Annotated in this window: 9 protein-coding genes and 1 pseudogene; all 10 read left to right on the top strand. The window is 68.5% G+C overall.

Annotated features, from left to right (window positions below; all coding sequences use genetic code 11):
* A pseudogene (locus AC1D2K_RS21465) lies at positions 1-170 on the top strand (UDP-N-acetylmuramoyl-L-alanine--D-glutamate ligase); the annotation flags it as partial.
* Entirely contained in the window at positions 167-1459 is a 1293-nt protein-coding gene (gene ftsW / locus AC1D2K_RS21470) for a putative lipid II flippase FtsW (protein WP_478090850.1), read from the top strand. The pseudogene AC1D2K_RS21465 and the gene ftsW, both read left to right, overlap by 4 nt.
* Positions 1460-1514: 55 nt before the next feature.
* The gene (gene murG, locus AC1D2K_RS21475; protein ID WP_478090851.1) at positions 1515-2576 is read left to right on the top strand and encodes an undecaprenyldiphospho-muramoylpentapeptide beta-N-acetylglucosaminyltransferase; all 1062 of its coding nucleotides are present in this window, start codon (positions 1515-1517) and stop codon (positions 2574-2576) included.
* Complete coding sequence (gene murC / locus AC1D2K_RS21480; protein WP_478090852.1) at positions 2573-4024, top strand: UDP-N-acetylmuramate--L-alanine ligase; 1452 nt, start codon at positions 2573-2575, stop codon at positions 4022-4024. The genes murG and murC overlap by 4 nt, the downstream gene beginning before the upstream one ends.
* The gene (locus AC1D2K_RS21485) at positions 4021-5004 is read left to right on the top strand and encodes a D-alanine--D-alanine ligase (protein WP_478090853.1); all 984 of its coding nucleotides are present in this window, start codon (positions 4021-4023) and stop codon (positions 5002-5004) included. Before murC ends, AC1D2K_RS21485 begins: the two co-directional genes overlap by 4 nt.
* A complete protein-coding gene (locus tag AC1D2K_RS21490; protein ID WP_478090854.1) occupies positions 5001-5783 on the top strand; it encodes a cell division protein FtsQ/DivIB in 783 nt (260 codons plus the stop codon). The genes AC1D2K_RS21485 and AC1D2K_RS21490 overlap by 4 nt, the downstream gene beginning before the upstream one ends.
* Before the next feature lie 23 nt (positions 5784-5806).
* A complete protein-coding gene (gene ftsA / locus AC1D2K_RS21495; protein ID WP_478090855.1) occupies positions 5807-7036 on the top strand; it encodes a cell division protein FtsA in 1230 nt (409 codons plus the stop codon).
* Between the two features lie 161 nt (positions 7037-7197).
* Positions 7198-8403: a cell division protein FtsZ gene (ftsZ, locus tag AC1D2K_RS21500; protein ID WP_478090856.1), complete on the top strand. Its 1206-nt coding sequence runs from the start codon at positions 7198-7200 to the stop codon at positions 8401-8403.
* A 202-nt stretch (positions 8404-8605) separates the two neighbouring features.
* Complete coding sequence (lpxC, locus tag AC1D2K_RS21505) at positions 8606-9529, top strand: UDP-3-O-acyl-N-acetylglucosamine deacetylase (protein WP_478090857.1); 924 nt, start codon at positions 8606-8608, stop codon at positions 9527-9529.
* An 18-nt stretch (positions 9530-9547) separates the two neighbouring features.
* On the top strand, positions 9548-9724 hold the full coding sequence (locus tag AC1D2K_RS21510) for a hypothetical protein (protein WP_478090858.1): 177 nt from the start codon (positions 9548-9550) through the stop codon (positions 9722-9724).
* Positions 9725-9925 lie beyond the last annotated feature (201 nt).

Here is a 9925-nt window from a genome sequence, read left to right on the forward strand (position 1 = left end):
CCGTGACGGTGGCGGCCGGACGCGCCCATCCGGGCGATGCGGTGCTGCTGTCGCCCGCCTGTGCCAGCTTCGACATGTTCAAGGACTACGCGCATCGCGCCGAGGTGTTCTGCGAGGCCGTGCAGGCGCTCGCCGATGGGCCGGCAGACTCCGGGGAGGGTGCGGCATGACCACCGCGACCGCCGCCACGCCCAACAAGGCCGGCCGCTTCGGCGGCTGGTTCAGTCGCGCCAAGAGCGGCATCGACGCCTTGCCCATGCATCTGCCGGTGCGGCTCGGCAACGCCGGCATGACGCAGACCAAGGCGGCGCCGGTGCGCGTGCTGGGCTTCGATCAGGCGCTGGTCTGGGTCACGGTGGCGTTGCTGGCCTGGGGCCTGGTGATGGTCTATTCGGCCTCGATCGCGCTGTCGGACAGCCCGCGCTTTGCGCGCGCCGGCTACAGCTCGACCTTCTTCCTCACGCGCCATGCGGCCTCGCTGGTGATCGCGGCGATCGCCGGCCTGCTGGCCTTCCAGGTGCCGATGAAGACCTGGGAGCGCGCCGCGCCCTGGCTCTTCGTCGCCTCGCTGCTGCTGCTGGTCGCGGTGCTGATCCCGCACATCGGCATCAATGTCAACGGCGCCCGCCGCTGGCTGCCGCTGGGCTTCATGCGCTTTCAGCCCTCGGAGCTGGCCAAGCTCGCGATGGTGCTCTACGCCGCCAGCTACATGGTGCGCAAGATGGAGATCAAGGAGCGCTTCTTTCGCGCCGTGCTGCCGATGGGCATCGCGGTGGTGGTGGTCGGCATGCTGGTGATGGCCGAGCCCGACATGGGCGCCTTCATGGTGATCGCCGTGATCGCGATGGGCATCCTGTTCCTGGGCGGCGTCAACGCGCGCATGTTCTTCGTCATCGCGGCGCTGGTGGTGGCGGCCTTCGGCACCATCGTGGCCACCAGCCCGTGGCGGCGCGAGCGCATCTTTGCCTACCTCGATCCGTGGAGCGAGGAGCATGCGCTCGGCAAGGGCTACCAGCTCTCGCATTCGCTGATCGCGATCGGTCGCGGCGAGGTCTTCGGCGTCGGCCTCGGCGGCAGCGTCGAGAAACTGCACTGGCTGCCCGAAGCCCACACCGACTTCCTGCTGGCGGTGATCGGCGAGGAATTCGGCCTGGTCGGCGTGTTGCTCGCGATCGGCCTGTTCCTCTGGCTCACGCGGCGGATCATGCACATCGGCCGCCAGGCGATCGCGCTCGACCGCGTGTTCTCGGGCCTGGTGGCGCAGGGCATCGGCATCTGGATCGGCTTCCAGACCTTCATCAACATGGGCGTGAACCTGGGGGCGTTGCCGACCAAGGGCCTGACCCTGCCGCTGATGAGCTTCGGCGGCTCGGCGATCCTGATGAACGTGGTGGCGCTGGCGGTGGTGCTGCGCATCGATTACGAGAACCGCGTTCTCATGCGCGGAGGCCGCGTATGAGCCGCCGGGCCGCTCCCAAGGCGATTACCGAAGTGCGGATGCACGGAGGTTCCCAATGAGCAGGACTGCACTGGTCATGGCCGGCGGTACCGGCGGCCACATCTTCCCKGGGCTGGCGGTGGCCGAGGCCCTGCGCGAGCGCGGCTGGCGCGTCCACTGGCTGGGCGCGCCCGGCAGCATGGAAGAAAAGCTGGTCCCGCCGCGCGGCTTCGCCTTCGAGCCGGTGCAGTTCGGCGGTGTGCGCGGCAAGGGCCCGCTCACGCTGTTGCTGCTGCCGATGCGCCTATTGCGCGCCTTCCTGCAGAGCCTCGCCGTGGTGCGCCGCGTGCGGCCCGACGTGGTCGTCGGCCTCGGCGGCTACATCACTTTCCCGGGCGGCATGATGAGCGTGCTGCTGGGCAAGCCGCTCGTGCTGCATGAGCAGAACTCGGTGGCCGGGCTTGCCAACAAGGTGCTCGCGCGCGTTGCGGACCGCGTCTTCACGGCCTTCCCCGACGTCCTCAAGAAGGCGCAATGGGTCGGCAATCCGCTGCGCGCCGCCTTCCTGTCGCAGCTCGACCCGGCCACGCGCTTCGCCGGCCGCGGCGGCCCGCTCAGGCTGCTGGTGGTGGGCGGCAGCCTCGGCGCGCGGGCGCTCAACGCCGTGGTGCCGAAGGCGCTGGCCCTGATCGCACCGGCGCAGCGCCCGCAGGTCACCCACCAGAGCGGCGCCAAGCAGATCGACGAACTGCGCGCCAACTACGCGGCCGCCGGGGTCGAAGGCGAGCTCACACCCTTCATCGAGGACACGGCGCAGGCCTACGCCGACGCCGACCTGATCGTCGCGCGCGCCGGTGCCAGCACCGTCACCGAAATCGCGGCCGTCGGCGCAGCAGCGCTGTTCGTGCCTTTTCCTTCCGCCGTGGACGACCACCAGACCACCAATGCCCGCTTCCTTGTCGACGCGGGCGGCGGCTGGCTCGTTCAACAAACCGAACTGACACCTGAATTGCTGGCTGATTTGCTACAGAAGACCGGGCGCGCTGCGCTCATGGAACGCGCCGTGAAGGCCAAGACGATGCAGAAAACCGAAGCGGTCGACCATGTCGTCCGCGCTTGCGAGGAGCTTGCCAAATGAAGCACGCGATTCGTCACATCCATTTCGTCGGCGTCGGCGGCTCGGGCATGAGCGGCATCGCCGAAGTGCTGCTCAATCTCGGCTACACGATCTCGGGCTCCGACCTGTCCGACAGCGCGACCCTGAAGCGCCTGGCCAGCCTCGGCATCGCGACCTTCGTCGGCCACGACGCGGCCCACATCGCGGGTGCCGACGCGGTCGTCACCTCGACCGCGGTCAACGCCGAGAACCCCGAGGTGGTGGCGGCGCGCGAGAAGCGCATCCCGGTGGTGCCGCGGGCGATGATGCTGGCCGAGCTGATGCGGCTCAAGCAGGGCATCGCGATCGCCGGCACGCACGGCAAGACCACCACCACCAGCCTGGTGGCGAGCGTGCTCGCGGCCGCCGGGCTCGACCCGACCTTCGTGATCGGCGGCCGGCTCAACAGCGCCGGCGCCAACGCGCAGCTCGGCAGCGGCGACTACATCGTGGTGGAAGCCGACGAATCCGACGCCTCGTTCCTGAACCTGCTGCCGGTGATGGCGGTGGTGACGAACATCGACGCCGACCACATGGAGACCTACGGGCACGACTTCGCGAAGCTCAAGAAGGCCTTCGTCGACTTCCTGCACCGCATGCCCTTCTACGGCGTCGCGATCCTGTGCACCGACGACGCCGCGGTGCGCGAGATCGTGACCGAGGTGTCCTGCCCGGTCACGAGCTACGGCTTCGACGAAGGCGCGCAGGTGCGCGCGGTCAACGTGCGCGCGGTCGGTTCGCAGATGCATTTCACCGCCCAGCGCCGCAACGGCGTCACGCTGCCCGACCTGGACATCGTGCTGAACCTGCCGGGCGAGCACAACGTGCGCAACGCGTTGTCGGTGATCGCGGTGGCGGTCGAACTCAACGTACCCGACGAGGCGGTGCAGCGCGGCCTGGCGGACTTCAAGGGCGTGGGCCGGCGCTTCCAGCGCTATGGCGAGGTGCCGCTGGCCGGCGCCCGCACGGGCCATTTCACGCTGATCGACGACTATGGGCACCACCCGGTCGAGATGGCGGCCACCATCGCCGCGGCGCGCGGCGCCTTTCCGGGCCGGCGCCTGGTGCTGGCCTTCCAGCCGCACCGCTTCACACGCACCCGCGACTGCTTCGAGGATTTCGTCAAGGTGATCGGCCAGGCCGATGCGGTGCTGCTGGGCGAGGTCTATGCCGCCGGCGAGGCGCCGATCGTGGCGGCCGACGGCCGTTCGCTGGCGCGCGCGCTGCGCGTCGCGGGCAAGGTCGAACCGGTGTTCGTCGACGAGATCGCGGCCATGCCGCAGGCGATCCTGGACAACGCGCGCGAGGGCGATGTCGTGATCTGCATGGGCGCGGGCTCGATCGGTGCCGTGCCCGCCAAGGTGGTAGAGATCGGCGCCCAGGCGCCGCAGACAACAGAGCGCTTCACGCGCGAAGGGAGGGCGCTGTGAGCGTCGTGGATACGAAGGCCTTCGGCAAGGTCGCGGTGCTGTTCGGCGGCAGCTCGGCCGAGCGCGAGATCTCGCTGATGTCGGGCCGCGGCGTGCTCGAGGCGCTGCGTTCGCGCGGCGTCGATGCGCATGCCTTCGACCCGGCCGAGCGCGATCTGGCCGAACTCAAGCGCGAGGGCTTCGCGCGCTGTTTCGTGGTGCTGCATGGCCGCCACGGCGAGGACGGCACGGTGCAGGGCGCGCTCGAGCTGCTCGGCATTCCCTACACCGGCTCCGGGGTGATGGCCTCGAGCGTGGCGATGGACAAGGTCATGACCAAGCGCATCTGGCAGGCCGACGACCTGCCCACGCCGCGCTACGTACGGCTGGCCTTCGACCAGCAGAGCCGCGAGCAGATCAACGCCGTGCCCGACGTGCTGGGCCTGCCGCTGATCGTGAAGCCGCCGCGCGAAGGTTCTTCCATCGGCGTCACCAAGGTCCAGGACTACTCGCAGATGCAGGACGCCGTGAGCCTGGCGGTGCGCTACGACGCCGACGTGCTGTGCGAGGAATTCATCGAGGGCGAGGAAGTCACCTGCGCCGTGCTGGGCAGCGGCCTCGATGCCGTGGCGCTGCCGGTGGTGCGCATCGCCGCGCCCGAAGGCGCCTACGACTACCAGAACAAGTACTTCACCGACGACGTGAAGTACCACTGCCCGAGCGGCCTGCCGGAAGCCGAGGAGCACGAGATCCGCCGCATCTCGCTGGCCGCCTACCACCAGCTCGGCTGCCGCGGCTGGGGCCGCGCCGATCTGATGATCCGCGCCAGCGACCGCAAGCCCTTCCTGCTCGAGATGAACACCTCGCCGGGCATGACCAGCCACTCGCTGGTCCCGATGTCGGCCCGGGCCGCCGGCATCGCCTACGAGGATCTGTGCCTGCGTGTGCTGGCGACCGCCACGCTGGATTCCGGAACGCCTGGAGGCGCCGCCACGCCATGACACGCAGCCTCCCCGTGCCCTTCGACGTCAAGCTCATGAACGTGCTCGCGACCCTCGTGTTCGCGCTGTTCGCGGTCATGTTGCTGGCGGCGGGCGCCTGGTGGGTGCTGCGTCAGCCGTTCTTCCCGCTGGCCGGCATCAAGGTCGACGGCGAGGTCACGCACAACAACGCGGTCACGCTGCGTGCCAACGTGGCGCCGCAATTGGCGGGCAACTTCTTCACGGTCGACCTGGCCCGCGCGCGCACCGCCTTCGAGTCGGTGCCCTGGGTGCGCAAGGCCGTGGTGAGGCGCGAGTTCCCGAACAAGCTGCGCGCCACGCTGACCGAGCACGTGCCGGTGGCGCACTGGGGCGACGAGGCCGGCTCGAAACTGATCAACGGCTTCGGCGAGGTCTTCGAGGCCAACGTGGCCGAGGTCGACGACAACCTGCCGCGACTGGACGGCCCGGCCGAGCAGGCCGGCCAGGTGCTGGGCATGTACCGCGTGCTGTCGCCGCTGTTCCAGCCCTACGACCTCGGCATCGACCAGCTCACGCTGACCAGCCGCGGCAGCTGGCGCGCGCTGCTGGACACCGGCGCCGTGCTGGAACTCGGACGCGGGCAGGGCGAGGAGGTGGTGATCCGCACGCAGCGATTCCTGCGCACCGTGACGCCGGTGGCGGGTCAGTACGGGCGTACGGTCGCGTCGGTGGAGGGTGCCGACCTGCGGCACAACGAGGGCTACGCGCTGCGGCTGCGTGGCGTGACGACGGTCGTTGCCGACCCGAAGAAAAAATAGAGCGAGCGAACAGAGGAAGCTTCATGTCCAAAGAGTACAAAGATCTCGTTGTCGGTCTCGACATCGGCACTGCCAAGGTGATGGCGGTGGTGGCCGAGGTGCTGCCCAACGGCGAGCTCAAGCTGGCCGGCCTGGGCATTGCGCCGAGCAACGGGCTCAAGCGCGGCGTGGTGGTCAACATCGACGCCACGGTCCAGAGCATCCAGCAGGCGCTCAAGGAGGCCGAGCTGATGGCCGACTGCAAGATCAGCCGCGTCTACACCGGCATCACCGGCAGCCACATCCGCGGCATCAATTCGAGCGGCATGGTGGCGGTCAAGGACAAGGAAGTCACGCCGGCCGACGTCGCYCGCGTGGTGGAAACCGCGCGCGCGATCAACATCTCGAGCGACCAGCGCCTCCTGCTGGTCGAGCCGCAGGAGTTCGTGATCGACGGCCAGGACGTCAAGGAGCCGATCGGGATGAGCGGCATGCGGCTCGAGGCCAAGGTGCACATCGTGACCGGCGCCCAGAGCGCGGCCGAGAACATCATCAAGTGCGTGCGCCGCTGCGGCCTCGAGGTCGACCAGCTGATGCTGAACCCGCTGGCCTCCAGCCTGGCGGTGCTGACCGAGGACGAGCGCGAGCTCGGCGTGGTGCTGGTCGACATCGGTGCCGGYACCACCGACGTGGCGATCTTCACCAACGGTGCGATCCGCCACACGGCGGTGATCCCGATCGCCGGCGACCTGATCACCAGCGACATCGCGATGGCGCTGCGCACGCCGACCAAGGATGCCGAGGACATCAAGGTCGAGCACGGCTATGCCAAGCAGCTGCTGGCCGATCCCGACACGCAGGTCGAGGTGCCGGGCCTTGGCGACCGCGGCCCGCGCATGCTGAGCAAGCAGGCGCTGGCCGGCGTGATCGAGCCGCGCATCGAGGAGATCTTTTCGCTGGTGCAGCAGGTGGTGCGCGAGTCGGGCTACGAGGAGGTGCTGTCGTCCGGCGTGGTGCTGACCGGCGGCAGCGCCGTGATGCCCGGGATGGTCGAGCTCGGCGAGGACATCTTCCTGAAGCCGGTGCGGCGCGGTATTCCGAAGTACTCGAGCGCGCTGTCCGACATGGTCGCGCAGCCGCGTGCCGCGACCGTGATGGGGCTGCTCGAGGAAGCACGCTATGCACGACTGCGCGGCTTCAAGGTGGCGCAGAAGAACGGCTCGGTGAAAACCGCGTTCGGGCGCTTCAAGGACTTCATCGTGGGGAACTTCTGATCATGACCGCAGACCGACTCTGGCTGGCGCGTGGCAGCCCCCCGCTGCATTTCAACGAGCGATGGCGGCGGACCGGACCTCCGCCCTGAAGCGCTCAACGGTTCACAACAACAAGTTCATTCATCAATAAACGGCAACTGCAAATTCAAGGAGTCAGAAAAATGGCCATCGAAATGATCGAGATCGAAGAGTTCAACCAGGGCACCCAGATCAAGGTGATCGGCGTCGGCGGCGGCGGCGGCAACGCGGTCGCGCACATGATGGAACGCGGCGTGCAGGGCGTGCAGTTCGTCTGCGCCAACACCGACGCGCAGGCGCTGTCGCGCAGCAACGCCCACAAGACGATCCAGCTCGGCACCAACGGCCTGGGCGCCGGCAGCAAGCCCGAGAAGGGCCGCGACGCCGCCGAAGCCGCGATCGACGACATCCGCGAATCGATCGCGGGCGCGCACATGCTGTTCATCACGGCCGGCATGGGTGGCGGCACCGGCACCGGCGCGGCGCCGGTGATCGCACGCGTCGCCAAGGAGATGGGCATCCTGACCGTGGGCGTGGTGACCAAGCCCTTCGATTGGGAAGGCGGCCGCCGCATGACCAATGCCGATGCCGGCCTGGCCGAGCTCGAAGCGAATGTCGACTCGCTGATCGTGGTGCTGAATGAGAAGCTGCTCGACGTGCTGGGCGAGGACGTGACGCAGGACGAAGCCTTTGCGCACGCCAACGACGTGCTCAAGAACGCGGTTGGYGGCATCTCGGAAATCATCAACGAGTACGGCGGCGTGAACGTCGACTTCGAAGACGTGCGCACCGTGATGGGCGAGCCCGGCAAGGCCATGATGGGCACCGCGGCCGCGAGCGGCCCGGATCGCGCCCGCATCGCCGCCGAGCAAGCCGTGGCCTGCCCGCTGCTCGAAGGCATCGACCTGTCGGGCGCCAAGGGCGTGCTGGTGCTRGTGACGGCCTCGAAGTCCTCGCTCAAGCTGAGCGAATCGAAGCTCGCGATGAACACCATCCGCGCCTACGCTTCGCCCGATGCGCACGTGATCTACGGCGCCGCCTACGACGACGCCCTCGGCGACGAGATGCGCGTGACCGTGGTCGCGACCGGCCTGTCGCGCCAGGACGCACGCCGCCAGGCGCCGACGCTCGAAGTGATCCGCACCGGTACCGACAACATCCCGTTCACCGTGCCGACGCTCGGCGGCGGCGTGGGCCACGCCGGCAGCCAGCCCAACTACGACGGCATGGCGGTGCCCAGCGTGTGGCGCACCAACCGTACGATGGCCGCGGCGAAGGTGGATGCGCTGTCCTCGGGCGGCATGGACGACTTCGAGATCCCGGCCTTCCTGCGCCGCCAAGCTGATTGATGATGCGCAAAGCTACTGCGCGCCCCGATCTTGCACCTGTGGTGCTCGCCGTACGCAAGTACGGCTGCGCTCCTCGGCGCAACCTCGGGGCGCTCGCTACGCTTTTCGCACCATCAATCGGCCCTGGTGAGGCATGAACACTATCGGGGACTTGGCGAGGCGTGCGGCGCGGGGAGTCCCCCGCACCTCTAAAATCGCCTCCGTGCTGTCCCAACGAACCCTCAAGTCGATCACCCGCGCCGTTGGCGTGGGGCTGCACAGCGGGCAGCGGGTCGAGCTCACGCTGCGGCCGGCACCGGTGGACCACGGGATCGTGTTCCGCCGCGTCGACCTGCCGGAGCCGGTCGAGATCGCGATGACGGCGGAGTCGGTCACCGACACCCGGCTGGCATCCACCGTCTCGGCGGGCGGCGCCAAGGTCCAGACCGTGGAGCACCTGATGTCGGCCTGCGCGGGCCTTGGCATCGACAACCTGCTGATCGACATCACGGCCGACGAGGTGCCGATCCTCGACGGCTCGGCTTCGTCCTTCGTCTTCCTGCTGCAAAGCGCGGGCATCCAGCCGCAGGCGGCACCGCGGCGCTTCATCCGGGTGACGAAGGCGGTCGAGGTGCGCGAAGGCGAGGGGACCGATACCAAGTGGGCGCGGCTCGAGCCCTACCACGGCTTCAAGCTCCGCTTCGAGATCGATTTCGACCACCGCGTGCTCAACTCGACCGGCCAGCGGGTGGAGTTCGATCTTGGCAGCGGCTCCTACAGCCGCGACATCGCGCGCGCGCGCACCTTCGGCTTCACCAAGGACGTCGAGTACATGCGGTCGCGGGGCCTGGCGCTGGGCGGCGGGCTGGACAACGCGATCGTGATGGACGACACCAAGGTGCTCAATGCGGGCGGACTGCGCTACGACGACGAGTTCGTGAAGCACAAGATCCTCGACGCCATGGGCGACCTCTACGTGATCGGCAGGCCGCTGCTGGCAGCCTACAGCGCCTTCCGTTCAGGCCATGCGCTCAACAACAAGCTGCTGCGCGAATTGCTCGCGCACGAGGACTCGTACGAGATCGTCACCTTCGACGACGAGAAGCGGGCGCCGGCGGGCTTTGCCGAAGTCGCTCGCGCCTGGTAGGCGCGCTGCACGGTTGCGATGCTGCTGTTCCGCTGGGCCATCCTGCTGCTGCTTCTGGTGGCGGGCGTTTCGTTTGCGTGCTATGCGGCGACCGGCCAGCTCAAGTACCGGCGCTTCGGCTGGATCCTGCTCAAGTGGACGCTGCTGGCGGCGTTCGGGTTCTTCGCGGTGCTGATCGCCGAGAGGGCGTTCTAGCTTTCGTTTTTTTGCTGGGTCAGGCGGCGGCGCGCGGGCAGGTGCCGGGTGCGGCGGCGGGCGGTATGCCCCGGGCCGGCCGACGTCACCGGCCGCTTCGCGGCTGCCCTGCGCTGCTCACGGTACGCGGGGTCTCGCTCAAACTCGCTCCGCTGCGCTCCACTCAAACAGTCGCGAGCCCTGATCCGCGCACCGCTGCGC

It is taken from the genome of Variovorax sp. P1_H12_2, assembly GCF_056405335.1.